Source organism: Candidatus Epulonipiscium sp., from assembly GCA_012519205.1.
Taxonomy (GTDB): domain Bacteria; phylum Bacillota; class Clostridia; order Lachnospirales; family Defluviitaleaceae; genus JAAYQR01.
The window spans coordinates 1-26,657 of sequence record JAAYQR010000023.1 but is presented as its reverse complement, the minus strand read 5'-3'; the positions used below and the strand labels follow the sequence as shown (position 1 = coordinate 26,657).

The 26,657-nt window shown below is 34.4% G+C and carries 25 protein-coding genes, 2 tRNA genes, 1 riboswitch and 1 other annotated feature; of the genes, 23 read left to right on the top strand and 4 right to left on the bottom strand.

From position 1 onward, the window contains the following. Nucleotides 1-97: 97 nt before the first annotated feature. The 5 genes from GX308_07320 to GX308_07300 all read left to right on the top strand — a co-directional run bounded on the left by GX308_07320 (nt 98) and on the right by GX308_07300 (nt 6,200). Complete coding sequence (locus GX308_07320; GenBank protein NLK21880.1) at nt 98-541, top strand: ACT domain-containing protein; 444 nt, start codon at nt 98-100, stop codon at nt 539-541. Nucleotides 542-546: 5 nt separating this feature from the next. After that, on the top strand, nt 547-1,785 hold the full coding sequence (locus GX308_07315; GenBank protein ID NLK21879.1) for a homoserine dehydrogenase: 1,239 nt from the start codon (nt 547-549) through the stop codon (nt 1,783-1,785). A gap of 26 nt (nt 1,786-1,811) precedes the next feature. Then, the gene (locus GX308_07310; GenBank protein NLK21878.1) at nt 1,812-3,020 is read left to right on the top strand and encodes a cofactor-independent phosphoglycerate mutase; all 1,209 of its coding nucleotides are present in this window, start codon (nt 1,812-1,814) and stop codon (nt 3,018-3,020) included. Nucleotides 3,021-3,039: 19 nt separating this feature from the next. After that, nucleotides 3,040-4,254 (top strand): aspartate kinase, encoded by a 1,215-nt coding sequence (locus GX308_07305; protein NLK21877.1) that lies wholly within the window; start codon nt 3,040-3,042, stop codon nt 4,252-4,254. Between the two features lie 151 nt (nt 4,255-4,405). Beyond that, nucleotides 4,406-4,678 (top strand) — a binding site (T-box leader). Between the two features lie 73 nt (nt 4,679-4,751). After that, nucleotides 4,752-6,200 (top strand): tryptophanase, encoded by a 1,449-nt coding sequence (locus GX308_07300; GenBank protein ID NLK21876.1) that lies wholly within the window; start codon nt 4,752-4,754, stop codon nt 6,198-6,200. A 74-nt stretch (nt 6,201-6,274) separates the two neighbouring features. On the opposite strand, the gene GX308_07295 is transcribed toward GX308_07300, so the two are convergent. Next, nucleotides 6,275-8,008: an ABC transporter ATP-binding protein gene (locus GX308_07295; protein ID NLK21875.1), complete on the bottom strand. Its 1,734-nt coding sequence runs from the start codon at nt 8,006-8,008 to the stop codon at nt 6,275-6,277. A 420-nt stretch (nt 8,009-8,428) separates the two neighbouring features. On the opposite strand from GX308_07295, the gene GX308_07290 reads away from it, so the two are divergent. From GX308_07290 to GX308_07255, 8 genes are all read left to right on the top strand, one after another. Further along, nucleotides 8,429-10,570 carry an RNA-binding transcriptional accessory protein gene (locus GX308_07290; protein NLK21874.1) on the top strand — a complete coding sequence of 714 codons (2,142 nt, stop codon included), beginning with the start codon at nt 8,429-8,431 and terminating at the stop codon, nt 10,568-10,570. An 81-nt stretch (nt 10,571-10,651) separates the two neighbouring features. Continuing rightward, nucleotides 10,652-10,768: riboswitch (FMN riboswitch) on the top strand. A gap of 100 nt (nt 10,769-10,868) precedes the next feature. After that, complete coding sequence (locus tag GX308_07285) at nt 10,869-11,495, top strand: ECF transporter S component (GenBank protein ID NLK21873.1); 627 nt, start codon at nt 10,869-10,871, stop codon at nt 11,493-11,495. 177 nt (nt 11,496-11,672) lie between these two features. Next, nucleotides 11,673-12,110, top strand: a complete 438-nt coding sequence (gene tsaE / locus GX308_07280) for a tRNA (adenosine(37)-N6)-threonylcarbamoyltransferase complex ATPase subunit type 1 TsaE (protein ID NLK21872.1) — start codon at nt 11,673-11,675, stop codon at nt 12,108-12,110. After that, entirely contained in the window at nt 12,107-12,841 is a 735-nt protein-coding gene (gene tsaB / locus GX308_07275; GenBank protein NLK21871.1) for a tRNA (adenosine(37)-N6)-threonylcarbamoyltransferase complex dimerization subunit type 1 TsaB, read from the top strand. The genes tsaE and tsaB overlap by 4 nt, the downstream gene beginning before the upstream one ends. Further along, nucleotides 12,838-13,278, top strand: a complete 441-nt coding sequence (gene rimI / locus GX308_07270; GenBank protein NLK21870.1) for a ribosomal protein S18-alanine N-acetyltransferase — start codon at nt 12,838-12,840, stop codon at nt 13,276-13,278. The genes tsaB and rimI overlap by 4 nt, the downstream gene beginning before the upstream one ends. A gap of 145 nt (nt 13,279-13,423) precedes the next feature. Beyond that, entirely contained in the window at nt 13,424-15,853 is a 2,430-nt protein-coding gene (locus GX308_07265) for an AAA family ATPase (protein NLK21869.1), read from the top strand. A 160-nt stretch (nt 15,854-16,013) separates the two neighbouring features. After that, a complete protein-coding gene (locus tag GX308_07260; GenBank protein NLK21868.1) occupies nt 16,014-16,241 on the top strand; it encodes a hypothetical protein in 228 nt (75 codons plus the stop codon). Between the two features lie 44 nt (nt 16,242-16,285). Further along, nucleotides 16,286-16,735, top strand: coding sequence for a transcriptional repressor (locus GX308_07255; protein ID NLK21867.1), 450 nt, complete (start codon nt 16,286-16,288; stop codon nt 16,733-16,735). Here GX308_07255 and GX308_07250 read toward each other — a convergent pair. The 3 genes from GX308_07250 to GX308_07240 are packed head-to-tail and all read right to left on the bottom strand — an operon-like array spanning nt 16,732 to nt 19,267. Beyond that, on the bottom strand, nt 16,732-17,559 hold the full coding sequence (locus tag GX308_07250; GenBank protein NLK21866.1) for a metal ABC transporter permease: 828 nt from the start codon (nt 17,557-17,559) through the stop codon (nt 16,732-16,734). The genes GX308_07255 and GX308_07250 overlap by 4 nt on opposite strands. A gap of 23 nt (nt 17,560-17,582) precedes the next feature. Further along, complete coding sequence (locus GX308_07245; GenBank protein NLK21865.1) at nt 17,583-18,332, bottom strand: metal ABC transporter ATP-binding protein; 750 nt, start codon at nt 18,330-18,332, stop codon at nt 17,583-17,585. Nucleotides 18,333-18,334: 2 nt separating this feature from the next. Then, nucleotides 18,335-19,267: a zinc ABC transporter substrate-binding protein gene (locus GX308_07240; GenBank protein ID NLK21864.1), complete on the bottom strand. Its 933-nt coding sequence runs from the start codon at nt 19,265-19,267 to the stop codon at nt 18,335-18,337. Nucleotides 19,268-19,510: 243 nt separating this feature from the next. On the opposite strand from GX308_07240, the gene GX308_07235 reads away from it, so the two are divergent. From GX308_07235 to GX308_07190, 10 genes are all read left to right on the top strand, one after another. After that, nucleotides 19,511-20,449, top strand: a complete 939-nt coding sequence (locus GX308_07235) for a ribonuclease Z (GenBank protein NLK21863.1) — start codon at nt 19,511-19,513, stop codon at nt 20,447-20,449. Between the two features lie 103 nt (nt 20,450-20,552). Then, a complete protein-coding gene (locus GX308_07230) occupies nt 20,553-21,107 on the top strand; it encodes a sigma-70 family RNA polymerase sigma factor (GenBank protein NLK21862.1) in 555 nt (184 codons plus the stop codon). Next, nucleotides 21,097-21,663: a zf-HC2 domain-containing protein gene (locus GX308_07225; GenBank protein NLK21861.1), complete on the top strand. Its 567-nt coding sequence runs from the start codon at nt 21,097-21,099 to the stop codon at nt 21,661-21,663. The genes GX308_07230 and GX308_07225 overlap by 11 nt, the downstream gene beginning before the upstream one ends. After that, the gene (locus GX308_07220) at nt 21,660-22,676 is read left to right on the top strand and encodes a polymer-forming cytoskeletal protein (protein ID NLK21860.1); all 1,017 of its coding nucleotides are present in this window, start codon (nt 21,660-21,662) and stop codon (nt 22,674-22,676) included. The genes GX308_07225 and GX308_07220 overlap by 4 nt, the downstream gene beginning before the upstream one ends. A 4-nt stretch (nt 22,677-22,680) precedes the next feature. Then, complete coding sequence (locus GX308_07215; GenBank protein ID NLK21859.1) at nt 22,681-23,220, top strand: hypothetical protein; 540 nt, start codon at nt 22,681-22,683, stop codon at nt 23,218-23,220. A 13-nt stretch (nt 23,221-23,233) separates the two neighbouring features. Further along, nucleotides 23,234-24,259 carry a tRNA (adenosine(37)-N6)-threonylcarbamoyltransferase complex transferase subunit TsaD gene (gene tsaD / locus GX308_07210; protein NLK21858.1) on the top strand — a complete coding sequence of 342 codons (1,026 nt, stop codon included), beginning with the start codon at nt 23,234-23,236 and terminating at the stop codon, nt 24,257-24,259. Between the two features lie 83 nt (nt 24,260-24,342). After that, nucleotides 24,343-25,419, top strand: a complete 1,077-nt coding sequence (locus GX308_07205; GenBank protein ID NLK21857.1) for a TRAM domain-containing protein — start codon at nt 24,343-24,345, stop codon at nt 25,417-25,419. 37 nt (nt 25,420-25,456) lie between these two features. Next, nucleotides 25,457-26,170 (top strand): 2-C-methyl-D-erythritol 4-phosphate cytidylyltransferase, encoded by a 714-nt coding sequence (gene ispD, locus GX308_07200; GenBank protein NLK21856.1) that lies wholly within the window; start codon nt 25,457-25,459, stop codon nt 26,168-26,170. A gap of 73 nt (nt 26,171-26,243) precedes the next feature. Continuing rightward, nucleotides 26,244-26,332, top strand: a tRNA-Ser gene (locus tag GX308_07195). 14 nt (nt 26,333-26,346) lie between these two features. Then, nucleotides 26,347-26,438: transfer RNA gene (locus tag GX308_07190), tRNA-Ser, on the top strand. The last annotated feature ends 219 nt before the right edge of the window (nt 26,439-26,657 follow it).

Sequence of the window (26,657 nt, the reverse complement as noted above, 5' to 3'; positions counted from 1 at the left end):
ATATTTTAATCGCATTCCCTTGCAAATTTTATAAAAATATGATATATTCCTTGTAACAAGAACAAATGTCTATCATATAAATACAAGGGGGTATATTATGAAGGAAAAGGCCACATATTTTATAGTTGACCAAACTGTGCTTCCAGAAGTATTTATAAAAGTTGTAGAGGCAAAAAGGCTCCTAGAGTCAGATAAAGTTCAAACAGTTCAAGAGGCAGCTGACGCTATTGGTATTAGCAGAAGCTCGTTTTATAAATATAAGGACTCGGTATTCCCATTCTTTGAAAATTCTAGGGGAAGAACAATTACCATATCCATTCAGCTAGAGGATAGGGCCGGGCTTTTATCCCATGTACTAAATCTTATTGCCACTGTGGGGGCAAATATATTAACGATAAATCAAACGATACCCGTTAATAGGATCGCTAATGTAACTATTACTATGGAAACAGATCCTACAAAAGATGATATAAAGGAACTCATTAATAAAGTAGAGGAAGTTGAAGGTGTTTTAAACTTTAAAATTTTAGCTAGGGAGTGAATTTTATGGTAGATATTGCTATATTAGGATATGGAACGGTTGGGTCCGGTGTGGTGGAAGTTATCAATACTAATAAGTTTAGTATTGATAAAAGAGCAGGAAGTCCCATCCGTATCAAACATGTATTAGATTTAAGAAGATTTCCGGGAGATCCTATTGAAGAAATTTTAACAGATAATATAGAAGATATCCTAAATGACGATGAGGTTAAGGTTATAGTAGAGGTAATGGGAGGGGTCGAGCCTGCTTACACATTTGTAAAAAGGGCACTACTTAAGGGGAAAAGTGTTGTGACCTCCAATAAGGAATTAGTAGCAAAACATGGGGCTGAACTTTTAGAGATTGCTAGACAAAGAGATATTAATTTTTTGTTTGAAGCCAGTGTCGGAGGTGGAATCCCTATTATCCGCCCTCTTAACCAATCCCTTACTGCTGATGAGATTTATGAGATTACAGGAATCCTAAATGGAACAACAAACTACATCTTATCCAAGATGGCTGATGAAGGTGGGAATTTTGAAGAAGTCTTAAAGGAGGCCCAGGATAAAGGATATGCAGAAAGGGACCCTAGGGCCGACGTAGAAGGCCACGATGCATGTAGGAAAATTGCTATATTATCCTCTTTGGCATTTGGTATGCATGTAGATTATGAGGACATATATACAGAGGGAATCGCAAAGATAACAAGAAAAGATATAGCCTATGCTGAAAAAATTGGCTACACGATTAAGCTTCTTGCTACTAGCAAAAAGGTTGAACATTGTATTTTTGCTAGGGTATCCCCTGTTATGATAAGTAAAAAGCATCCCTTAGCAACCGTAAATGGGGTCTTTAATGCAATATTTATTAAGGGAAATGTAATAGGAGATGTAATGTTTTATGGAAAAGGAGCAGGAAAACTCCCAACCGCCAGCGCAGTGGTTGCAGATATTGTAGATGCCATAAAACATCTAAATTGCAACATAGTATCCCATTGGAGTACAGAAAAGGTAAATTTAATGGACTTAAAAGATGTCCATAGTCGTTATTTTATTAGAATTGAATATGACGATTTCGAATCAGCAAAAAAAGAGATAGAAAGGATATTTGAAACGAAAGAAATTATACAATTAGATAATAGTGAAAAAGAACTTTCGTTTATTACTAAAAATGAGGCAGAAGGAACCCTTAGTGAAAAGGTTAACTTATTAAAAGAAAAAGAGGGTATAAAAGAGATAATAAGTATAATTAGAATCGAAAAATAGGCAATATAGAAATAGGGGCGAGAAAAATGAAATATGTTGTAATCCTTGGAGATGGAATGGCAGATGAGCCTATAAAAGAGTTGGGAAACAAGACACCTCTTCAATATGCGAAAAAGCCTACAATAGATTATTTGGCTGAACATGGAGAAGTGGGAAAAGTTCATACAATACCAAAAGGTATGAATCCTGGAAGTGATACGGCTAATCTATCTGTAATGGGGTATGACCCCATGAGATATTATTCGGGTAGGTCTCCGCTAGAAGCAGTCAGTATGGGAGTGGAAATTATGGATACAGATGTAACTTTTCGGTGTAATTTGGTGACAGTTACTGACGATGGCGAATATGAAGAAAAAGTCATATTAGACCATAGTTCCGACGAGATTTCTACGGAAGAGGCAAAAATATTAATTAAAGATGTTAATGAGCATTTTAAAACTAAGGAGATAGAGTTTTTCCCAGGAATTAGTTATAGACACTTAATGGTATGGCATGGGGGTAGTAAAGAATTTAACTTAACTCCCCCCCATGATATATTGGGCAAAAGTATTAAAAACTATCTCCCAGAAGGAAAACAAAGTGATATAATATTTAAGATGATGAAAGAAAGTTACAAATTTTTAAGTCAACATCCTATTAATAAAGAAAGAATTATAAAAGGTTTAAAACCGGCTAATTCAATTTGGATTTGGGGGGAAGGAAGTAAACCCAAGTTGCCTTCATTTGAAAAAAAATATGGACTAAAGGGCTCAGTGATTTCTGCCGTGGATTTGATTAAAGGAATAGGGCTTTGTGCCGGACTAAAATCTATTGATGTAGAAGGAGCCACAGGTAATATCCATACGAATTTTGAAGGTAAAGCTATGGCAGCCATTAATGAATTAAAAAATGGTCAGGATTTCGTATATGTTCATGTAGAGGCGCCAGATGAATGTGGGCATAGGAATGAACTAGAAAATAAGATAAAATCTATTGAGCTTCTTGATAAAAAGGTTATAAAAGTTATAAAGGAACAATTGGACTTGTTGGAAGAGGATTATAAACTTATGATTTTGCCGGATCATCCTACTCCTATTAGATTAAGGACTCATACATCCGAACCGGTACCCTATCTCATTTATCACAAAAAAAAGGAAAAACTAAACCCTAAGCAAGTTTATGATGAAATTAATATGAATATAAATAATAATAGCTTTTCAAAAGGTCATGAATTAATGGATTATTTTTTAGGATAATTTAAGGAGGGAAACAGACTTGTTAATAGTACAAAAATTTGGAGGAAGTTCCGTTGCCAATGCTGAGAGAGTATTAAATGTTGCAAAAAGAATAATTGAAACCTATAAGCAGGGAAATAATGTTGTAGTAATTTTATCTGCTCAGGGAGATACAACCGATGACTTAATTGCTAAAGCCCATGAAATCAATGAACATCCTTCTAGAAGGGAAATGGATATGCTTATATCTGTAGGGGAGCAGCAATCAGTTGCACTTATGGCAATGGCAATTAATAAACTAGGGTATCCTGCAGTATCCCTTAATGCCTTTCAGGTGGGAATGCATACAAGCCGTACCCATAGCAATGCGAGGCTTAAAAAGATTAATACGGAAAGAATCGAAACAGAATTAGATAGAAAAAATATTGTATTGGTTACAGGATTCCAAGGTATCAATAGATATGATGATGTTACAACCTTAGGAAGAAGCGGTTCTGATACTACAGCAGTGGCTATAGCCGCAGCTCTAAAGGCGGATAAATGTGAAATCTACACTGATGTAGATGGAGTTTATACAGCGGATCCTAGAATAGTTAAAAATGCAAGGAAGCTAAGTGAAATAACCTATGACGAAATGTTAGAATTAGCCACATTAGGTGCAAGAGTTCTCCATAACCGCTCTGTGGAAATAGCAAAAAAATATAATGTAGAATTAGTTGTAAGGTCTAGTTTAAACAATTCGGAAGGAACATTCGTTAGGGAGGTATGTAATATGGAAAAAATGTTGGTAAGCGGAGTTGCAGGAGATAAAGATGTAGCAAGAATTTCAGTTGTTGGAATACCAGATACCCCTGGTAAGGCTTTTGAACTATTTTCCTTACTATCAAAAAACAAAATTAGTGTAGACATTATACTACAATCAATAGGCCGTAACGGTTCAAAGGATATCTCTTTCACAGTAGCTAAAGATGATTTGCATGATGCAATAGAAGTAATAAAAGACAACCAGGAAAGGATGCAAATAAAAGATGTTGTATTTAAAGAAGATGTAGCAAAGGTTTCCATAGTAGGAGCAGGAATGGCTACAAACCCTGGAGTAGCAGCAACAATGTTCGAAGCAATGTATAATGCGGGAATCAATATAAGTATGATTTCCACATCGGAGGTTAAAATTTCCGTGCTGATTGATGAAAAATATACAGAGGATGCAATGAATGCAATCCATGAACAATTTAGGCTTGCAATAGAAAGATAAGGAATATTGATTTTCTTTACCCTTATGAAGTTACTATATATCATAGGTAATCTCGGCTAAAACTAAATACAAACGCTTTCATTTAATTTTTTAATAAAAGTTGACATATAAAATATATAGTGATACTATTAAAAAAAAGCAAATAGATTAAATAAATATGATGATTAAGAAGAAGTAGGTCATCTGTCATTTTGTCAGAGAACTGCCGGTTGGTGCAAGGTAGAAGAAAATATAGATGATTGAATACATCTTGGGAGTAGAATCTTGAAAGAAATGAGGTTTTTTCGAGTAGAGGATTACGGGAATTCGCCCGTTATAGCGACAGGGTATCCTTAAAGAAGTAGCTTTAGGTGTACCTGCTGAGGCATTTACTGTGAGGTAAATGTAAATTGAGGTGGTAACACGATATTTGATCGTCCTCTTGTGAAAGCAAGAGGACGTTTTTTAATGCTCCTCTTGTTCGAATGAAATATATTATTTAAAAAGGAGAGAGCAATATGAGCCGTATTGAATTTTTTAGTGGAAAAGAAGTCCCCTTGGAAATGCACAGGGTAAGAGTAATACAAAAGCTATTTTTACCTCCGATAGAAGAAAGACTAAATGCCTTAAATGGGGCAGGCAACAATCTATATCTATTAAAAAACGAGGATATATTTCTAGATATGCTTACAGATAGTGGTGTCAATGCCATGAGTGATAACCAGGTTGCCGCTATGTTAAATTCTGATGATGCCTATGCAGGATCTAGGACGTACTATGAATTAGAAGAAAAACTCCAAGAAATCTTCGGAATGGATTATTTTTTACCGGCCCATCAAGGGCGGGCTTGCGAAAACCTTATTTCACAATGTTTTGTTAAACCTGGTGATGTAGTGCCGATGAATTATCATTTTACGACAACCAAAGCTCATATTGTAGAAAATGGGGGGAGAGTTGTTGAGGTACTAAGCGATGATAGTTTGATTTCAGATAGCACAGAATTATTTAAGGGAAACTTTGATTTAGATAAATTAGAAAACACTATTAAAGAAGTGGGCGCGGAGCATATCCCTTTTGTTAGAGTGGAAGCAGGCACAAACCTCATCGGTGGACAGCCAATCTCCCTAGAAAATATAGAGGTAGTGGCAAAGATTTGTAGAACCTATGGGATTATGACATTATTAGATGCCAGTTTATTACAAGATAATGCCTATTTCATGAAGATGAGAGAAGAGCAATGTAAGGATTTAAGTATAAAGGAAATTATACTTAAAGTAGCTTCACACTTTGATATTATTTATTTTTCTGCTAGAAAATTTGGTTTTGTAAGAGGAGGCGGAATTTGCCTTAGAACGAAAGAACTTTGGGATTCTATGAAAGAACTAGTTACTTTATATGAAGGATTCCTCACATATGGAGGGATGTCTGTTCGTGAAATGGGAGCAATGGTAGTAGGATTAGATGAAACCTTGGATATGGATATGATTTCACAGGGGCCACAATTTATAAAGTATATGGTAGATGAGCTGGATAAAAGAGGCATCCCAGTGGTAAAACCTGCTGGTGGTTTGGGTTGCCATATCGATGCAATGCAGTTTATTCCGCAGGTTCCGGGGGAGGCGTATCCTGCAGCAGCCCTATGTTCTGCCTTATACCTAGCAGGAGGCATTCGCTCCATGGAAAGGGGCACCCTGAGTGAAGATAGAAATCCAGATGGTACCGAACATATTGCAGCCATGGAACTAGTACGATGTGCGATGCCAAGACGGGTATTTACCTTAAGTCAGGTGGATTATGCAGTGGATAGAATTCATTGGCTTTGGGAGAATAGGAATCTCATAGAAGGACTTAGATTTACTGAGGAGCCTAAGACCTTGCGTTTCTTCGTAGGACGTCTAGAGCCGGTATCCAACTGGCAAGAAAAATTGGTTGAGAAATTTAGAAAGACCTTTCCAAAGAGTCTCTAAACCAGTATAGTCATCCGACTTTGGATTGCCCCATTGAATATAAAATGGCTCTATAAATTTATAGAGCCATCATTTTATTTAAACTGCATATTGTATAGCTGAGAATATAGGCCATTTAAGGTTAATAGTTCTTTATGATTGCCCTCTTCAGCTATTCCGTCTTCTGTCAAAACTAAAATTTTTTGGGCATTTTTAATCGTTGAAAGCCTATGGGCAATTACAAAAGTAGTTCTATTTTTTGCTAATTTCTCCAAGGAATTTTGCACTACCTTTTCACTTTCATTATCTAGAGCTGAGGTAGCCTCATCAAATATAAGAATCGGTGGATTTTTTAAAAACACTCGAGCGATGCTTAATCTTTGCTTTTGTCCCCCGGAAAGCTTTACTCCCCTTTGACCGATATCAGTGTCATATCCATCGGGTAATTCCATAATAAATTCATGGGCATTGGCATTTTTGGCCGCAGCAATAATTTCTTCTTCCGTAGCATTCGGTTTACCATAACGGATATTATCCATAACTGAACCGGTAAATAAATACACATCTTGCTGAACAATCCCTATATTTTTTCTTAAGGATTTCAGTTTAATATCTTTAATGTCCTTATTATCTATTTTGATGGATCCACTAGACACCTCATAGAATCTAGGAATAAGACTGCACAGGGTAGTTTTACCTACCCCTGAAGGACCCACTAAGGCAATATAATCCCCGGCATTAATATTAAGATTAATATTTGAGAAAACATTATTTAATGTTCCAGGATACTGGAAGGAAACTTGTTCGAAGGCAATGTCTCCTTTTACATTTTTTATAGATATAGCATTTTTTTTATCTCCGATATCTGGATGAATAGATAATATTTCGTAAAATCTTTCAAAGCCGGTAATTCCATTTTGAAATTGTTCGGCAAAATTGACCAGCTTTCTAACAGGTTCTAAGAATGAACCTATATATAATAAGAAGGTAATTAGATCAACTGTATTGATTTGATTCTTATTAATCAGCAGGGAAGCTCCAAGAATCAAAGCAACATAAATCAAAGAGCCAAAGGCATTAATACCACTGTGATATTTAGCCATATAATGATAACTGTTGCTTTTGGTATGGACGAATTGAAGATTGTTTTCTTCAAATTTTTCCATCTCAATATCCTCATTAGTGAAGGATTTAACTACCCTAATTCCAGAGAGGCTATCCTCTATTCCAGCATTAATGATTGAGATTTTTTCCCTGTTTTTCTTAAATGCCCTATGCATTTTCCCATTATAATAATAAGCAAATAAAAACATAACAGGAATAAATGCAAAAACAATTAAAGTGAGTTTTAAATTAATATTCATTAAAATAATGAAAGAACCGACAAGTTTAGTGACAGAAATTAAGAGGTCCTCTGGACCATGGTGGCAAAGTTCGGTGATATCAAATAAATCATTGGTTATACGGGACATGATATGACCAGTTTTTTGGTCATCAAAATAGCTAAAGGACAGTTTTTGCAGATGACTGAAGATATCATTACGCATGTCATGTTCCATTCTGACACCCATGATATGTCCGTAGGATGAAATAAAGTAATTACATAGGTATTCCACCAATGTTAAAAATAACATCAGTAATGTTGCTTTTACAATTAGTCCAACTGCTATTGAAGAATTGGCATTAAGTACATCACCCGTTATATACCTTACTATGAGGGGAAATACCAAATTAATCCCTGCAGCTATAAATGCACAAACCATATCTGCTATAAAAATCCCCATATATGGTTTATAATACGATAAAAATGCTTTTGCTTTACTACTCATATCTTCACCTTTTCTATATTTTCTTGAACAAATAATTGTACAATATAATATAAGTGCTTGTCAATCTTTTAAATAATAATAAATACACAGCGGCCCCATAGACATATATAAATCCATGGAGCCGTTTTTATATAAACAGTAGGTTTTATCCTACTTGTTTTTGATCATACAATGGCGTTATTGTAACTACATTTTTATATAATACTATAATATGTATATTGCGTATTTATGTTACAGCATTCATTCAAAAAAAGTCCTTTTTGCCATTAAGGACTAATTTTGTTACTTTAAGCACATGGAAGAAACTTGAGTTTAGTAGGGACAACTCTATGAATTAGGCGGTTGATTTAATGTTGTTACAACCAGAAAAATCATATATAATAATATCGGTGCAAATAGAAAAATGAAATGGTGGGTAAAATGGATATTATAAAAAAGTTGCAAGAAGAACTTAACCTTAAATCTTTTCAGGTAGAAAGTACCATTAAACTTATTGATGAAGGAAATACAATTCCCTTTATTGCTAGGTACAGGAAGGAAGCTACAGGTTCTTTAGATGATGTGGTGCTTAGGAATTTGTATGAGAGATTAAACTATCTTCGTAATTTAGAAGAAAAGAAGGAACAAATTACAAGGACCATAGAAGAGCAGGGTAAATTAAGCAAAGAATTGATTAGGCAAATCGAAAAGGCTGAAACGATAACAGAATTAGATGATCTTTATAGACCTTTTAGGCCGAAAAGGAGAACTAGGGCAACCATAGCCAAGGAAAGGGGATTAGAACCTTTTGCGCAAATTATATGGGAACAAAACTTGAAGGTATCGCCAGAAGAAATTGCCAAGGATTACATAGACGAAGAAGAAGTAAATACCATAGGGGATGCCATAGGGGGGGCTATGGATATCATAGCAGAATGGATATCTGATAATGCCGATTATCGTAAGCATATAAGAGAAGAAACTTTTAAAATGGGTGTTTTGCTTACAAAGGCAAGGGATGAAAGCGAAGAATCCGTATACGAAATGTACTATGACTACAGCGAAGCCGTAAAAAGTATTCCAAGTCATAGGATATTAGCTATTAATAGGGGAGAAAAAGAAAAAAACCTATCTGTTAAGGTGGAAGCTCCTGTTGAAAGGATTATAGAATTTCTAGAAAGGCAAATTCTTAAAAACAATAGGCATACTGCTATAGAAATATTAAAAAATGCAATAGAAGATAGTTATAAGAGGTTAATTGCCCCATCCATCGAAAGGGAAGTAAGAAATGAATTGACAGAAAAAGCCGAAAGTGGAGCATTGATTGTTTTTAAAAGCAACCTTTCGCAGCTTTTAATGCAGTCCCCTATCAAAAATAAAATCGTACTGGGTCTTGATCCTGCTTTTAGGACAGGCTGTAAGATTGCAGTGGTAGATGAGACTGGAAAGGTATTGGCTACTACGGTGGTATACCCGACAGCTCCTCAAAATAAAGTAGAGGAAGCAAAGAAGGTCCTAAAGGGATTGATAAAAAAACATAAGGTAGATATAGTTTCTATTGGAAATGGAACTGCATCTAGGGAATCAGAAATGTTCGTTGTTGAAATGATAAAGGAGATAGACCGAGAAGTTCATTATATTATAGTCAATGAAGCAGGAGCCTCTGTATATTCCGCATCTCCCCTAGGTTCAGAGGAATTTCCTGAATATGATGTAGGTATAAGAAGTGCTGCATCCATTGCGAGAAGACTCCAGGATCCCTTAGCGGAATTAGTTAAAATTGATCCCAAATCTATTGGGGTAGGACAATATCAACATGATATGAATCAAAAAAGACTGGAAGAGACCCTTGGTGGGGTCGTTGAAGATAGTGTAAACCGTGTTGGGGTGGATCTGAATACAGCCTCAGTTTCCCTTCTTCAATATGTAGCGGGGATTAGAAATACCGTAGCTAAAAATATTGTAGAATACAGGGAAACCAATGGTAAGTTTAAATCAAGAAAAGAACTATTAAAGGTAAAACAGCTAGGACCTAAGGTATTTGAACAATGTGCGGGATTTTTAAGGATTCCAGAGTCCGATGATATCCTAGATAGGACAGGGGTTCATCCGGAATCCTATGACGTGACGAAGGAGCTTCTTAAGCAGTTAGGATATACCAAAAAAGACATAGAAGAAGAAAAAATAAAAAATATAAGAGGAAGTATAAATGAGATAAGTTTATTGGCAGAAAAATTAAAAGTAGGAGTCCCCACCTTGAAAGACATCATAAAGGAATTAGAAAAGCCCGGAAGGGACCCCAGAGAAGATATGCCAAAACCTATTTTACGAAATGATGTATTAGACCTTAAGGATTTAAGACAAGGAATGATTTTGATGGGGACAGTTAGAAACATTACAGATTTTGGAGCTTTTGTAGATATAGGGGTCCATCAAGATGGACTGGTTCATATATCGGAGATGGCAAATAAATTTATAAAACATCCTTTGGAAGTGGTAAGTGTGGGAGATATTATAAAAGTAGCAGTATTAGGCATAGATATTAACAAAAAAAGGATTGCATTGACCATGAAAGGTATTTAATATATTTAAGAAGAATTTTTAAATTGTATGCAAGTTGACAGTCCTAAGGGCATATAGTATAATAATAACAAATTTAATAAGAGAATTCTTCAGGGTAGGGTGAGATTCCCGACCGGCGGTGATAGTCCGCGAGTGCGAAAGCATTGATTTGGTGAAATTCCAAAACCGACAGTACAGTCTGGATGAGAGAAGAATGCTAGAATACATTTATTTTTGTACATTCAAGCAGTCTGAAGAATACTCAGGCTGTTTTTTTATGCAGCCGATAAAATATCAATTATTTTAAGGAGGATGCAAAATGCAAAACGTTCAGACAGTATCAGGACAAAAGAAACGGATATTTGAAACAAGTAATTTAGTTAAAATGGGATTATTATCGGGGCTATCATTTGTAATTATGAAATTTTTTGATTTCCCTATTCCCGGATTTCCACCATTCCTAAAAATGGACATTAGTGATATGCCGGCAGTTATTGGGACACTAGCAATAGGCCCTGCAGCAGGGGTAATGATTCAGCTTCTTAAAGTACTTATGTATATGATTTCCGGTACAAATACAGGGGTTGTAGGATCTTCAGCAAACTTCGTTGTAGGAGTAGCATATGTACTTCCCCTAGGTTTGATATATAAATACAAAAGCAATTTAAAGGGATTTATTATAGGGTGTTTTGCTGGAACATTATTTATGGCCCTTATTGCAGGAATAATGAATTATTTTGTCATGATACCATTTTACGCAGTATTGTTTGGAATGACAGTAGATAGTATCGTTAGTATGGGAACTAAAATTAATTCAAATATTACTGATTTAAAGACCTTGATTTTATATTCTATTGTTCCTTTTAATTTATTAAAGGCCAGTGTAATTTCTATTTTAAGTTATGGAACATATAAAGCACTACAACCACTTTTTCATAAGAAATAATGTAAGGAGGACGGCTAAGCCGTTCTTTTTTCTTGCATAATATTATAAAAAATAATACAATTGTGTAGGGTAAAAACATTGATATATCAACTCATAAATATATTATTATGCGAAATAATATATGCATACCTAGAATAAATTAATATACAATTAACTTTGAAAGGGAAGAAAATACCAATGATATATGAGACTTATTCCGAAGAGGAAACTAAAAGACTAGGCATAAAAATAGGTAAAAACAGCAATGCTGGGGAGATATACTGCTTAATCGGTGACTTGGGTGTTGGTAAAACTGCTTTTGCCAAGGGATTAGCCCAAGGATTAAATATAAAAGAACATATTACAAGTCCTACCTTTACGGTGATAAATGAATATGAGGGAATACTCCCCCTATATCATTTTGATGTGTATAGAATTACTGATATCGATGAGATGGATGAAATCGGATATGAAGAATATTTTTATGGAAACGGTGTATGCCTGATTGAATGGGCTAATATGATTGAAGATTTAATTCCTGAGTCTGCAATTTGGGTTAATATACAAAAAGATTTAAATAAAGATGAAAACTATCGAAAAATTATGATTTGCAATAAAAAGGAGGGAGAAAATTGAGGATACTGGCATTGGACTCATCGGGGAATGTAGCATCAGTCGCTATTATAGAGGGTGATAAATTATTAGGGGAGATTACAACAAATTATAAGAAGACTCACTCCCAAACATTGCTTCCTATGATAGATACTTTATGCAATATGATTGATATAGATTTAAAATCTTTAGATTGTATTGCTACTTCAAGTGGACCGGGCTCTTTTACAGGGCTTAGGATAGGAGTATCTACGGCAAAGGGATTGGCTTATGCATTAGGCAAACCCATTATAGGGGTTCCGACTTTAGATGGGTTGGCATATAATATTACATATACTGATTACCTAATCTGCCCCATTATGGATGCAAGAAGAAAACAAGTTTATACAGCCTTCTATTTATGGGAAAATGGTGTTTTAAAAAGACAATCTGAATATCTTGCGATTGAAATTGATGAATGCATAAAAAAATCTAGGGAATACGGAAAAAGGGTAGTTTTTTTGGGAGATGGGGTATCGGCATATAAAGAAAACATCGAAGAAAAAATGGAACAAGACGAGTATTTGTTTGTCCCCCCATCTTCGGATATGCAAAAAGCCTCTTCTATAGGCGCTTTAGCACTATTGTTTGCAAAAGAGGGAAAAATGAAAAATCCCATGGAATTTATACCATTTTATTTGAGAAAATCACAAGCAGAAAGGGAATACGAAGCTAAATTAAATAATCATTCCCTATCCGAGGAAGGGCTTTTATGATAGAGATCATACCCATGGGCCAAAGTCATATAGATAAAATTTGCGAGATAGAAAAAGTATGTTTTAAAATACCCTGGTCAAAAGACTCCTTTAAAAAGGAATTGAATGAAAATCCCCTAGCATATTATATTGTTGCAATTTCAGGTACTGATATTGTGGGATACGCAGGAATGTGGATTATTATAGATGAAGGTCATATAACTAATATTGCAGTACATCCTAACTACTGGAACCGGGGAATAGGTACTAATCTAATAGATAATATCATTACAGAAGCAGAAAAGAGGGATCTTATAGGTCTTACCCTAGAAGTAAGGCAAAGCAATATAAAGGCGCAAAAGTTGTATACCAAAGTAGGTTTTACACCAGAAGGGGTAAGAAAAGGATATTATCGGGATACAGGGGAAGATGGGGTTATAATGTGGAAAAACCTGTAGAAAATTAGCCAAGCCTATTAGATAAAACGTCTTCTAAACATAGAAGGCGTTTTATCTATATCTCTAAAAAATGCAAATAAATCTAAAATAAAAGGAAATCAAATAGTTTTATTGAATATAATAATATGGAGAAAGGAGTGGAAATATGAGGAAGTTTCCCGAATTAAAATATACCGAACTTAAAAAAACTATCGACCCCTCTGAATTTGATTTCAAAACTACCCAAGAACTAGATTATATGGAAGGAATCATAGGTCAGGAAAGAGCTGTAAAGGCGATGGAGTTTGGGCTTAACATTAAAATGAGGGGCTATAATATTTATATGTCGGGTCCCACGGGCTCAGGTAAAACCAGCTATGGTAAATCTTATATTAAAAAGGTTGCTGCTAATGAGGCAGTTCCTTATGATTGGTGTTATGTATATAACTATAATAAACCGGGCAACCCGATAGCCCTTCGTTTTCCACCAGGATTAGGAAAAGAATTTAGAGATGATATGAATGAACTTATAGAATACTTGTTAGTAGATATTCCAAAGGCCTTTAGTTCAGAGGAATATGAAAATGAAAAAACTGAAATCATAAAATCTTATCAGAGTAAAAGAGATGAATTAATAAAAAATATGAAGGATAAAGCAGAAGAATTAGGTTTTGCGGTCAAGATGACTAATTCTGGTATATACTTTGTGCCCGTGGTCGATGGAGAAGCCATCGAAGATGAAAATTTGGAAAGTTTGGATGATGAATTAAAAGAACAATTATCGGAAGTTACGGATGAAATACAAGATGAAGTTTCGGAGACGATGAAAGTATTAAGGGATATAGAAAAAAAGGCAAAGCAAAAGATAGAAGACCTGGATTATAAAATAGGATTATTTGCAGTAGGTCATCATATTAGCTGTTTAAAAGAAAGATATAAGGAATATGATAGGGTGATAAAGCATTTAGAAGCTGTTCAAGAAGATGTACTGGAAAACATTCAAGAATTCCTAGATCACGAGGAGGATGTGGAGGAACAGCAAGTAGCATCTATATTACCTTTTGTAATAAAAAAAGATATAGAAGATGTAGTGGTAAAATATAGGGTCAATCTTTTTGTAGATAATACTGAAACAAAAGGTGCCCCTGTCATTATAGACTTTAACCCGACATATAACAAAATAATAGGTCAAATAGAATATGATAATGAGTTTGGAAATCTGAGAACTGATTTTACTAAGATTAAACCCGGATTATTCCATCAGGCAAATGGCGGGTATTTGATTTTACAAGTGACAGATGTGCTAAATAATACCCAGTCCTGGGAGGCATTAAAAAGAGTTCTAAAAACTAAAGAGGTCAGTATAGAGAACTTAAGAGAGCTTGTTGGACTTACGGCAGTTTCTTCTTTAAAGCCGGAAGCTATCCCAGTAGATGTGAAGGTTGTTTTAGTGGGTAGCAGTTATTTATACAATGTGCTATATGAATATGATGAAGATTTTAAAAAGCTATTTAAAATCAGAGCGGATTTTGATTCAGAAATGGAAAACAAAGCAGAAAATATTAAGATGCTAGCTAGATTTATTCATTCTTTTTGTAAAAGGGAAAAAACCCCTCCTTTTAATGCGGGTGCTATTGCTAAGGTTGCAGAATATGCTTCTAGATTAGCAGAAAATCAAAATAAAATGACAACTAGATTTAATAATATAGTAGAAATATTATGTGAGGCCAGTACATGGTCAAAAATAGAAGAAAAAAAGGTTGTAACATCTCAGGATGTTAGGAAAGCTATTATAGAAAAAGAAAAACGCTCCAATCTATATGAAGAGAAAATGGAAGAAATGATGAAGAATAATTTGATTATGATAGATTGTGATGGGGGAAAAATAGGGCAGATTAATGGTCTTGCAGTATTAGATACAGGAGATTACAAATTTGCTAAACCCTCTAGGATTACGGCAACAACTTATATGGGAGAGTCAGGAATAATAAACATTGAAAAAGAGGCCGAGATGAGCGGTAGTATCCATGATAAAGGAGTTCATGTATTAGCAGGATATCTAGGTCAAACCTACGCTCAGGAATTTCCACTTTCCCTTTCTTGCAGAATATGTTTTGAGCAAAATTATAATGGGGTGGATGGAGATAGCGCATCTAGTACGGAATTATATGCAATTTTATCAAGTTTGAGTGAGGTTCCGATAAAACAAGGAATTGCAGTAACGGGTTCAATAAATCAAAGAGGTGAAATTCAACCTATAGGAGGGGTCTCCTATAAAATAGAGGGCTTTTTTAAAACTTGCAAAGCTAGGGGATTAACAGGAAATCAAGGGGTAATAATACCTTATCAAAACATTAAGGATTTAGTATTAAAAGATGAAGTGATAGAAGCTGTAAAAGAAGGGCTTTTTCATATATATCCCATAAGGCATATAGATGAAGGAATAGAAATACTCACAGGGGTTCCGGCAGGGGAGAAACAAAAAAATTGCAGATATGATGGGGATACCATCCATGGTAAAGTATATAATAAATTAAATCGATTTCATAAAGGAAGTATCCATGAAAGTAAAAAGTTAGGTTCAAGAAGAAAATAGGAATGCCCTTTGGGGTATTTCTTTTTTCTTTACAAAAACCACAAATCAAATCAAAATTTACCTCTATACATGTTAGAGGGGGGGAGGGTATAATGTACATAAGGGAATTCGACAATTAATAAGATTTTTCAGCATTAAATTGATTTCTTGGAGGGCAAGCATGAGAAAATATAAGATGATATCGGTCGAAAAAGAGATGATAGAAGAAGTATATTGCAATATATGCGGAGAAAAAATAGAGAAAGATATACACAATCATTTTGAGGATTACCTTCACATAGAAAAAACTTGGGGTTATAATTCAGAAAGAGATGGACAAAAAGATGACTTTGACGTTTGCCAGCATTGTTATAAGAAGTGGATTAAAACCTTTAAACTTCCTATTTAATGTGGTTTAATATAATGTATCATTGTTTTTAGGAGAGTTAGAAGATGGATATGGATAAAATGAAGGACAGTTTAAGACAAAGAGGTTATAAATTGACCAATCAAAGAAAGGCAATATTAGAGGTCTTGGCAAGTTATAAAGGTCACGTCTTATCTGCAGAACAAATTTATGAAAAGACTAAGGAGAAGTATCCCAAAACCAATTTTTCTACAATTTATAGAAACCTGGAAATATTAGAAAAAACTGAGTTTATTCATAGAATTAATATGAATGGACGGGCTTCGAAATATAAGGTAATCTGTAATCACGGCCACCACCACCATGTTATATGTAAGGACTGCGGAAAGTCAGAGATAATTGATTTTTGTCCCTTAGAAAATATAGATAAAAAGTTAGTTAACAAGGATTTTATTTTAACGGATCATAACTTTGAATTGTATGGTTACTGCAAAAAGTGCATTGAGAGGAATAAAAAGGAGCAAGGCAATATTTAGGCCTTGCTCCTTTTTATATAGTGGCTTTTGAGGTTTTTAATGAAGAAGGTGGATAAAAGGATAAATACAGCTATCATAACGATAGTTCCACCAGAAGCTAAATCAAAATAATAGGATATAATAATTCCAAGGATAACGGAAATCTGTGCAAACAGGATAGACAGCAAAGTAGCATGTTTAAAACTATGAGCAATTTGAAGACTCGATGCAACGGGGAGAACCATTAGGGAAGATACAAGAAGAATTCCCACAATTCTCATGGAAAGTGTTATTGTAATTGCTGTCAAAACTACAAAAAATAAATTAACACCTTTTACGGGTATTCCTGATAGATAGGCGGCTTCCTCGTCAAAGGATATATAAAATAATTCTTTATATAAAAGATAAATTGCTGCAATAACAACAATACCTAGCCCTATAATTGACCACAAATCAGCAGGAAGTACTGTTGTTATATTTCCAAATAAATAGCCGAATAAATCAAAGGTCATAGATTTAGCAAGGCTAATTAAGATAACTGCTAGGGCGATTCCTAAGGACATGATTATGGATATGGAAAGTTCAGCATACTTCTCATAGCTTTTTCTTAGCTTTTCAATTGCCAAGGCAGCAGTAACTGAAAAAACAAGGGTCACTGCCAAAGGTGAGATATTAAGAAGCATACCGGCAGCAACTCCGGAAAGGGCAACGTGGGATAGACAATCACCTATTAAGGACATTCTTCTTAAAACAACGAAGATTCCGATAAGCGGACATAAAAATCCTACAATTATCCCAGCTACCATAGCTCTTTGCATAAAACCATATTGTAATAGCTCTAACATTGTATCGACTCCTTATAAAAAAGTTAATGATGATGATGAAGCAGATCCATTCCTTCCCCATATACTTTAGTCAGTACTTTAGGGAGAGGTTCACCGGAGGATTTATTATGTACTATGAGTTTTTTATCCCCCATGCAGGCTACTTGCTTAACTTTTTGTGTGATTACACCTATGTCATGGGAAATGATTACGATGGTGATACCCATTTTTGTGCTTAATTCATTTAAAAGATTATAAAATCTGTCTTGTGACTGTATATCGATTCCCACAGTAGGTTCATCTAGGAGGATAATTTTAGGGGAACTTACTAAAGTTCTTGCTATAAAAACCCTTTGTTGCTGTCCGCCGGAGAGGTTTCCAATTAATCTCTTACCGTAAGCTTTCATTTCTACGACTTCAAGGACATCATAAACCCTTTGGAGATGTTCTTTTTTAATTCGTTTAAACAAGCCAATTTGGGGGTACATATTAGCAGCTATGACTTCTTCTACTGTGGCGGGAAAACTAGCATTGAAAGAGGCAGCCTTTTGTGCTACATATCCTATTTTACCCCAATCTTTAAATAGGTTTATATCTTGCCCGAACAACTTAACGCTTCCTCTAGTTGGTTTTAGCAATCCTAATATTATTTTAATTAAGGTACTTTTCCCAGAACCATTTGGACCTACTATGCCCAGGTAATCCCCCGTATTGATGCATAGGGATATATCTTCTAATATTAAATTATTATCATATCCAAAGGATACATTCGTAAGTTCTAGTATAGGGCTCATATTTATTCTCCTAAAGCATTTTTTATAGAAACTAGGTTTTTTTCCATAATACTAAAATAATCTTCTCCTAAATCAATTTCTTCTTGAGTTAGTCCCCCTAAAGGGTTTAAAATAGAAATATTAGTCCCCGTTTCCTTAGCAATAACATTAGCCAATTTAGGATTTGATAAAGATTCGAAAAAGATATATTCAATATTATTTTCTTTGATAAAATCTGAAAGCGCAGCCATTTGCGAAGGCGTAGGTTCTGCCTGAGGAGATAAGCCGGAAATAGGGTACTGGTTTAATCCGTATCTATTTGCCAAATACCCAAAGGCTGCGTGAGATACTACAATATCCTTTTTGGAAAGTTGTGAAAGCGTAGTGCTATACCTTTCATCTAGGTCCTCAAGACGAGATTTCAGTTCATCAAAGTTATTTTCATAAAAGTCCTTATGATCGCTATCTACCTCAACCAATGCATTTTTAATATTTTCAGCTTGAACTATAGCATTAATGGGATTAAGCCAAATATGAGGGTCATAATTTCCGTGAACAGGGTTGCGTCCATCTTCATGATTGTCTTTAACTAATTTCAATAGCTTTGCATTATTTGATGCATTTACAATGGTTAAATTAGGATTATTTATTGATGCGATAGCTTTTTCTATCCAGAGTTCCATATCCAAACCATTATAGATTAAGATATCTGCATTTTCCATTTGGGCCATGAGTCTTGCAGAGGGTTCCCAATCATGTGGTTCGGCTCCAGGAGGGGTCATAAGATAGATGTGAACTTTATCTTGACCAATTTTTGAAGCAAAATCATATAGTGGATATATGCTAGTATATACTGTGATTCCCGTTTGATTTTTAGGAGGGGCATCTTTTGCTGAGCATCCATATAAAGATAAGGTTAAAATAGTTAAGATGATAATAGGCAGAAGTTTTTTCATAATAAAAGTCTCCTTGTTAAAAATCATTTTCTAAATGCAAACACATTGCATTTAGACTACTTATTTAATATCATAAAAAACAAGAAGATGCAAGGGGTAATCTTTTAAGGGCAGCAACCATAAATATAGGATTACTTCATTAAAAATCTATAATTCTATAGGAGCCTTTAATTAAGAGCTATTTATGGTTATAATATTTATAAAGAAACTATATATTAATTCTTTGTGAAAAGGAGAAAGTTTATGTTAGATGTTTGTCTTTTGGGCACGGGAGGAATGATGCCCCTACCAAATAGATGGCTTACAGCCTTACTTATTAGATATAATGGGAGAAAGATTTTAATAGATTGTGGTGAGGGAACTCAAATAAGTTTAAAAATGTTAGGATGGGGATTTAAAACAATCGATGTTATTTGTTTTACCCATTATCACGGGGATCATATTACTGGATTACCGGGGCTTCTCCTGACTATTGGAAATTCAGGCAGAAAAAAGCCTCTTACTCTTATTGGTCCTACGGGACTTAAAAGAGTTGTAGAGGGATTAACCGTGATAGCACAGGAATTACCATTCGAAATAGAATATATAGAGTTATCGGAAAAAGAGATTTTACAAAATGAGTTTAGAATTGAGATTATGAAAGGACTTTTTATAAAAGCTGTTCCAGTTAAGCATACGGTTACTTGCTTTGCCTATGTTGTAGAGTTGGAAAGACGTCCTAGATTTATTCCGGAAAAGGCGGCTAAATTAAATATTCCCGCCTATCTTTGGAAAAACCTTCAACAGGGAAAGAATGTGGAAGTAAATGATAATATCTATACACCGGATTTGGTTTTAGGAGATAAGAGGAAAGGTATTAAAATTGCTTACTGCACAGATAGCAGACCAGTTTTAAATCTTATAGGCTCTATTTGCAAGGCAGATTTATTTATATGTGAAGGAATGTATGGGGCAGAAGAAGATAAAATTCAGGCACAAAAAAATAAGCATATGACTTTTTCTGAGGCTGCAACATTAGCATATAAGGCGGATGTAAAGGAGTTATGGCTTACTCATTACAGTCCTTCCCTAACTAATCCATATGAATACTTAGATATAGCACTAAATATCTTTACAAATACAAGATTGGGCAAAGATGGTATGGTTAAGAACCTGATATTTAGTGAAGAAATAATCGAATGACTATGGTATAATTATTTCAGACATTAACCAATAAAATTCGTATTTATTATTACAAAATACTGTATGTGAATTAATATTATGTTTGTTTATGGGCGGTGATGGTATGGAAGATTATGAAATTATTCAGTGCTGCCTTCAAGGTGAAAAAGAAATATTCGAAGAATTAGTATCCCGCTATAAAAATTTAGTTTATTCTATAATTCTCAGGATGACTAATGATTCAGAGGAAGCTAATGATTTGGCACAGGATGTATTTATTAAAGTGTATCGCAATCTCGATAAGTATGAGCCTACTTATAAATTTTCTACTTGGATTATAAGAATTACTACTAATTTAGTTATAGATTCTAGAAGAAAGCAAAAATATACTGCAGTCAGTATAGATGATATGATTTATGAGCCTTCCACAGAGGAGGGGCCGGAAGACGGATATATAAGACAAGAAAAATCAAATGAAGTGATGAATGCATTAAATTCCCTACCTGATATGTACAAAATACCAATTATTTTATTTCATCAGCAGGGTTTGTCTTATCAAGAAATATCTGATGTAATAAATGAACCTTTATCTAAGGTCAAAAATCGTATATTTAGAGCAAGAAGAATGTTAAGGGATTATCTGACTCAATCAAAGGAGGGTGGAGCATATGAATTGTAATAAGGTAGATCATTTAATAATGAAATATATGGATGGCACCCTGACTAAGGGAGAGGCTAAAGACCTAAATTCTCATATTGTGGGATGTAGTTCTTGTAAAGAAGAATTTTTTATTTATCAAAGGGTTATTGAGGGAATGGAAAATGATAAGGCAATAGAGGCTCCAGTAGACTTTGAAGTAGGGGTAATGGAAAAAATTAAAAATATAGAAATAGACTATAGGCCTAAAAAAACAACATCATTAGAAACCATAAAAGCAATGGTATGGGGAATATTCTCATTAATGTTTGGTATAGGGGTATTATTGTTTATTTACAGAGAATCCTTTTTAGAATATATGCTACAAAATCCTTATATAGGGCATTGGGCTAAAGTTATAGTACCCACGGCTTATGTTTTATCTTCTTACATTGATCAAATTAAAAACGAGATAGGAGACATTTTAATTTATAGTAAGCCGCTGATTTCATCATTAAGGGTAGTTGTAATATCTATTTTAACTGTTCTTTTAGGTATTCAATACTATATTTACCGAAGGAAAAAGGTAGAATTATGAGGAAGTTCCGAATTCTATATGGGATTCTATTTTTATTAATAACCGCATCTATTGTATATGGTTCAGTTTTAGATGATGAAGAGGAGCAACTTTCGGGGTTGCAGTTCATGAAACAAATTGTGCAGCAGAAGAGAACAAAAGGAGAATCCCTCCTTTTGTTCTCTAATGTGCATATACGAGGCGAACATACTGGAAGTTTATATATTGTTAATGGTAAAATAAAGATAGATGGAGAAGTCCATGGTAATATCTATGCATATGGGGCGGAAGTATATATAAGAGAAAATGCCATTATAACAGGAGATATCAAAACCATATCATCGAAAACAGCATATCATCAAGATGCAAATATAAAGGGTTTTGTAGGGCCTATGTTTAATACCTTGAATATTTTTAAGAAACAATGGAATAAGGCATTGTTCCTTCACTATACAGATGATATTCCACCGTTTATACTTAACTTAATAAAAATTGTTCTGCAGATGTTAGTAAGTTTATTGTTCTTATCTCTGTTTAGGGGAACGGTTCTCTTAGAGGGATTTTTTTTAGTTCGTCAAAGTAAGGAGGTTTTATATAGGGGATTAGTAATATATTTAATGGGCATTGCGCTTATTTTGATATTTACCCTATCCATAGTGGGTTTTCCTTTTGCCATTCTTCTAATGTTAATTATTTGGATATTCTCATCCCTAGGAGAGGCAGCCTTAGCTGTTACGATTGGGGATTGGATTCTAGATATGATTTTTAAGAAAGGAAAAAAGGATATATATATAGAATTTTGGGTAGGTTTATCATTGGTCCAGTTGATTAAGAATGCCCCTATTTTAGGGTGGGTTGGCAGTAAGTTTCTTATACCGCTTATTAGTTTGGGAATGCTTTCACAAGTCTTAATAAATAAATTACTTAACGCTACTTATATTTCTACAAAAGACGATAATAAATATAGAGCAAGTTCATACCGGCAATCGGAACTTTATAATATAATAACAAAAGGTGTAAAGGGGAAAGGTTGAAAACATGAGGAAGACGTTGGCAATAGTTGCTATTTTTATATGTATAGGTGCATACTATTACTATATTAATATTAATAAAAACAACAGTATTTCAAAAGAAAAGAAGCTAAATGAATTCGATAAAATTATAGAATTGGCTTCTGAAAACAAGGAATTTGAGAATCCAGATGAACTAATAATAAGGAATAATAGGATTATATCATATTTATATGGGGGGAAAGCAAAACTAGAGGAGGTTGAAACCCTAATAAATATTCAGAGAAATTTATTTGACTCAGAACTTTTGAATATCAATCCCCTAGAACTTCAACAAGAAAAAGTGAAGGTATTTGTAGAGGATTATAAAGAAAAAGGATTTAGAATTATCGATATTAAACAGACTCCAGCACAATATAAGGATGAAAATCCAAACATATCTAGGATTAGAGTGATTCAATATACAAATGGGGAAACAGATAATTATCTAGAGTATTACCTAAGGAAGCAAGTTAATGATACATGGAAAATCCTAGGCTGGGAAACAATAGATGAATTTGACATTTAAAAGGAGCTGCGAAATGAACGTTAAAAAGGATATATATATATTAGCAGTAGAAACTTCATGTGATGAAACTGCAGCATCAATTGTAAAAAACGGCAGAGAAGTTTTATCCAATGTAATTTCATCGCAAATCAATCTTCATAAGCAGTATGGAGGGGTAGTACCTGAAATTGCTTCTAGAAAACATGTGGAAAAGATTAATCCTGTAGTACATGAGGCTTTAGAACAGGCCCATATATCTTTGGATGGTGTAGATGCCATAGGTGTCACTTATGGTCCTGGATTGGTAGGAGCATTGTTAGTAGGATTATCAGCAGCAAAAGCGATGTCTTTTGCCGTTAAAAAACCTTTAATAGGAGTAAATCATATAGAAGGCCATATATCCGCAAATTATATCGAAAACAAAGAATTTGAACCTCCATTTATATGCCTGATTGTATCAGGGGGTCATACTCATTTGGTTTATGTTAAAAATTACGGTGAGTATGAGATAATAGGAAAAACGAGGGATGATGCTGCAGGGGAGGCTTATGATAAGGTTGCAAGGGCAATCGGATTGGGTTATCCCGGGGGACCTAAAATTGATAGTTTAGCAAAAGAAGGGAATCCCAGTGCTATTGATTTTCCCAGGACATACCTAGAGGGGGGGTCTTATGACTTTAGCTTCAGTGGATTAAAGTCTTCCGTATTAAACCATTTAAATCGCTGCAAAATGATGGGGGAAGATATAAACAAAAAGGACATATCAGCTAGCTTCCAGCAGGCTGTTATTGATGTTTTGGTTTCTAAAACAGTTAGAGCCTCAAAAGAAAAGGGGATAAATAAAATTGCATTAGCAGGAGGGGTTTCTGCAAATAATGGCCTTAGAAAAGCCATGGATGAAGTATGTCGAAAAGAAAACATATTTTTGCAATATCCATCCCATATTTTATGTACTGATAATGCTGCAATGATAGGTTCTGCGGCATACTTTAAATATATAAAAGGAATTCGCCATGGACTTGACTTAAATGCTGTACCGGGTTTAAAATTAGAAGAATGATAATATTATACTTTAAAAAACTCTTTAAAATAAGCTCTGTTTAAAATGGTAAATATTTGTTTATACTAAGAGGGGGTGAAAAAATGAAAAAAATACTAAGAATAATTTTTTCTGCAATATTAGGAAGTCTATTTTACTTATTATTTGATTTTTTATATACTGCATATCTAGAACCGATACATTTTTTTGGACAAGTACCTCAGAAACTAGGGTTTATTTTTCCTTTAGGAATTACCTTATTAGTAATTATTTTTTCTTATATTACAATATCATCTATGGTTACTGAAAGAATACTAAGAAGATTGAAAGTACTAGAAGACCTTTTCATTAATATGCCCTTAAAAGAAATAGTCGTTAATATTGGGGGCATTTTTATAGGACTAATTGTAGCTAATTTATTAGGGATTGCTGTACTTCAGTATGGTATTATAGGTACACTGATTGTATTAGGACTTAATATCATTTTGGGATATCTAGGATATGCGATAGTTCAAAGGAAAAAAGAAGAAATAAAGATGTTTGAGTTTTGCGCCACCAATGAACATGGGTTTGCAAAACCTAAAATTTTAGATACTAGTGTGATTATAGACGGAAGGATTTTAGATATCTTGAAAACAGGACTTATTGAGGGCAAAATATTGATTCCTACCTTTGTTTTGGAAGAACTTCGTCATATTGCAGACTCTTCAGACGCCCTTAAAAGAAATAGGGGTAGAAGGGGATTGGATATTCTAAATGAAATACAAAAGCAGCTTAAAATTACTGTAGAGATTGTAGAAGCAGATTACAAAGATATTGATGAAGTTGATAGTAAATTGCTGAAGATGGCTCAACAAATGGATGCTATCATTGTAACAAATGATTTTAATCTAAATAAGGTTGCAGATTTTCAAGGTGTATTTGTTTTTAATATTAATGAGCTGGCTAATGCCGTTAAGCCCGTAGTTCTTCCTGGGGAGGATATGGAGGTAACTGTGATAAAAGACGGAAAAGAAGATGGACAGGGTATTGCATATCTTAACGATGGGACTATGATTGTAGTGGAGGGTGGAAGGCGTTATACTGGTGAAACAGTTAAGGTTTTAGTCACAAGTGTTCTTCAGACAGCAGCAGGAAGAATGATTTTTACTAAAACAAGGGATGAAAGAACTCTGGAGTAACACTCTGGGGTTTTTTCAAGATATAAAGGGGAGAGATATGGGGAAAGATAGAGAATATACTTCAGTTATCATCCCGGCGGCAGGTCAGGGGAAAAGAATGGGCACAAAAATCAGCAAGCAATATCTAATGATAGGGAATAAGCCTATTATTGTTCATACTATAGATAGATTTGATCAATCGAAATTAATAGATGAAATTATTGTTGTAATATCTAAAGAAGATTTGGATTACTTCAAGGATGTAATTCTTCTTCAATATGACTTCAATAAAAAGATTAAGCTGGTTGTAGGAGGAAGAGAAAGACAGGAATCCGTATATAATGGGTTGAAAAATATTTCTAATGAAACAGATATTATCTTAATTCATGATGGAGCAAGACCTTTTGTATCAGAAGAGGAAATTAAAAAATCCATAGAGGGAGCAAGAAAATATGGAGCCTGTGCCATAGGGGTAAAAGTAAAAGATACAATTAAAGTAAGTGATGAGGATGGATATATAGAGGCCACCCCTAAAAGAAACAAATTATGGGCAATTCAAACCCCTCAAGGATTTAAAAAAGACATAATAACCAAAGCACATAATAAGGCTAAGGAAGATACTTTTTTAGGAACAGATGATGGTATATTAGTAGAGAGATTAGGGAATAAAGTAAAGATTATAGAAGGAAAATACGAAAACATTAAAATCACTACAGCAAGCGATTTGATAATTGGGGAATCAATATTACAATTTTTTCTTACGACAAAATAACAAAAAAGATATTGACATAAGGATTAAGATATGTTACTTTATATTAGCGCTCCGAAAGAGCGGTAAAATAAGTGGAGAGGTGTCCGAGTGGTTTAAGGAGCTGGTCTTGAAAACCAGTGACTCCGCAAGGGGCCGTGGGTTCGAATCCCACCTTCTCCGCCATTATATTTAGATATGGAGAAGTACCCAAGCGGCTGAAGGGGCTCCCCTGGAAAGGGAGTAGGCCGTTAATAGCGGCGCGAGGGTTCAAATCCCTCCTTCTCCGCCAATTTATGATATCAACCTTAAAATATTTTAAAAAATATATTGACAGGTGGCTTAATATATGATATCATGGATTTCGCTGTCAACAAAATAGCGAATTGATCCTTGAAAACTAAACAGCACAAACCAAACCCATCAATTCTTAAAGAATTGTATAAAAGATTTCAAAACGCAAGCATCATCTTGCAAAGGATATTAACATGAGAGTTTGATCCTGGCTCAG

Coding starts and splice junctions, on each gene's coding strand:
- GX308_07320 (NLK21880.1), top strand. CDS start 98: ATGAAGGAAAAGGCCACATATTTTATAGTTGACCAAACTGTGCTTCCA.
- GX308_07315 (NLK21879.1), top strand. CDS start 547: ATGGTAGATATTGCTATATTAGGATATGGAACGGTTGGGTCCGGTGTG.
- GX308_07310 (NLK21878.1), top strand. CDS start 1,812: ATGAAATATGTTGTAATCCTTGGAGATGGAATGGCAGATGAGCCTATA.
- GX308_07300 (NLK21876.1), top strand. CDS start 4,752: ATGAGCCGTATTGAATTTTTTAGTGGAAAAGAAGTCCCCTTGGAAATG.
- GX308_07295 (NLK21875.1), bottom strand. CDS start 8,008: ATGAGTAGTAAAGCAAAAGCATTTTTATCGTATTATAAACCATATATG.
- GX308_07290 (NLK21874.1), top strand. CDS start 8,429: ATGGATATTATAAAAAAGTTGCAAGAAGAACTTAACCTTAAATCTTTT.
- GX308_07285 (NLK21873.1), top strand. CDS start 10,869: ATGCAAAACGTTCAGACAGTATCAGGACAAAAGAAACGGATATTTGAA.
- tsaE (NLK21872.1), top strand. CDS start 11,673: ATGATATATGAGACTTATTCCGAAGAGGAAACTAAAAGACTAGGCATA.
- rimI (NLK21870.1), top strand. CDS start 12,838: ATGATAGAGATCATACCCATGGGCCAAAGTCATATAGATAAAATTTGC.
- GX308_07265 (NLK21869.1), top strand. CDS start 13,424: ATGAGGAAGTTTCCCGAATTAAAATATACCGAACTTAAAAAAACTATC.
- GX308_07260 (NLK21868.1), top strand. CDS start 16,014: ATGAGAAAATATAAGATGATATCGGTCGAAAAAGAGATGATAGAAGAA.
- GX308_07255 (NLK21867.1), top strand. CDS start 16,286: ATGGATATGGATAAAATGAAGGACAGTTTAAGACAAAGAGGTTATAAA.
- GX308_07250 (NLK21866.1), bottom strand. CDS start 17,559: ATGTTAGAGCTATTACAATATGGTTTTATGCAAAGAGCTATGGTAGCT.
- GX308_07245 (NLK21865.1), bottom strand. CDS start 18,332: ATGAGCCCTATACTAGAACTTACGAATGTATCCTTTGGATATGATAAT.
- GX308_07240 (NLK21864.1), bottom strand. CDS start 19,267: ATGAAAAAACTTCTGCCTATTATCATCTTAACTATTTTAACCTTATCT.
- GX308_07235 (NLK21863.1), top strand. CDS start 19,511: ATGTTAGATGTTTGTCTTTTGGGCACGGGAGGAATGATGCCCCTACCA.
- GX308_07230 (NLK21862.1), top strand. CDS start 20,553: ATGGAAGATTATGAAATTATTCAGTGCTGCCTTCAAGGTGAAAAAGAA.
- GX308_07225 (NLK21861.1), top strand. CDS start 21,097: ATGAATTGTAATAAGGTAGATCATTTAATAATGAAATATATGGATGGC.
- GX308_07220 (NLK21860.1), top strand. CDS start 21,660: ATGAGGAAGTTCCGAATTCTATATGGGATTCTATTTTTATTAATAACC.
- GX308_07215 (NLK21859.1), top strand. CDS start 22,681: ATGAGGAAGACGTTGGCAATAGTTGCTATTTTTATATGTATAGGTGCA.
- tsaD (NLK21858.1), top strand. CDS start 23,234: ATGAACGTTAAAAAGGATATATATATATTAGCAGTAGAAACTTCATGT.
- GX308_07205 (NLK21857.1), top strand. CDS start 24,343: ATGAAAAAAATACTAAGAATAATTTTTTCTGCAATATTAGGAAGTCTA.
- ispD (NLK21856.1), top strand. CDS start 25,457: ATGGGGAAAGATAGAGAATATACTTCAGTTATCATCCCGGCGGCAGGT.